We start from the raw sequence: 525 nt of genomic DNA on the forward strand, positions 1-525 counted from the left end.
CCAACTGTTTTTTGTCCTGCTTTAATGACTTGTTATAAGTTTATTGCGCAATAGGCCCGACATCCATTCCATCGTACGAATCTAATCCATTTTGGTGTGCAAAAATGTAAAACTCATCGTTTCTTTTATCAAGAGATTCACTGTTATGAATTTCAGGGTTCTCTATATGTAGATAAAATAAGTCTGGTTCGTTTTCATCTTCTTTTTCAGCCTGAAATATACCGACAACCTTATAACCCATAGCTTGGATTTTAGGCATAACCAATTCTAATTTATCAGGATCGTTATCAGTGAAAAAGTAACCCCAAAGTAGTGGTTTTGATAAATCCCATTGGCCTTGTTCTGCGATGCTATTGAACATTTCATCAAGCTGTTCAATCGTAATATTTTTATTTGGTATGTTATCCATAACCTTCTCTTGTGCACTTAAATTAAAGCTTAATAAGAAAAGTACAATAATGAACTTTGACACTGAACTCTCCTAAACTTATAACGCCCACGTTAAGGGGCTTTTTGTTAACGCCC

At 34.9% G+C, this 525-nt stretch carries 1 protein-coding gene; it reads right to left on the bottom strand.

Annotated elements, in window-relative coordinates; all coding sequences use genetic code 11:
• Positions 1–40: 40 nt before the first annotated feature.
• Positions 41–472 carry a ribonuclease E inhibitor RraB gene (locus J8L86_RS21030; protein WP_348772668.1) on the bottom strand — a complete coding sequence of 144 codons (432 nt, stop codon included), beginning with the start codon at positions 470–472 and terminating at the stop codon, positions 41–43.
• Positions 473–525: the final 53 nt, after the last annotated feature.

Source organism: Shewanella sp. MMG014, from assembly GCF_018100775.1.
GTDB lineage: Bacteria > Pseudomonadota > Gammaproteobacteria > Enterobacterales > Shewanellaceae > Shewanella > Shewanella japonica.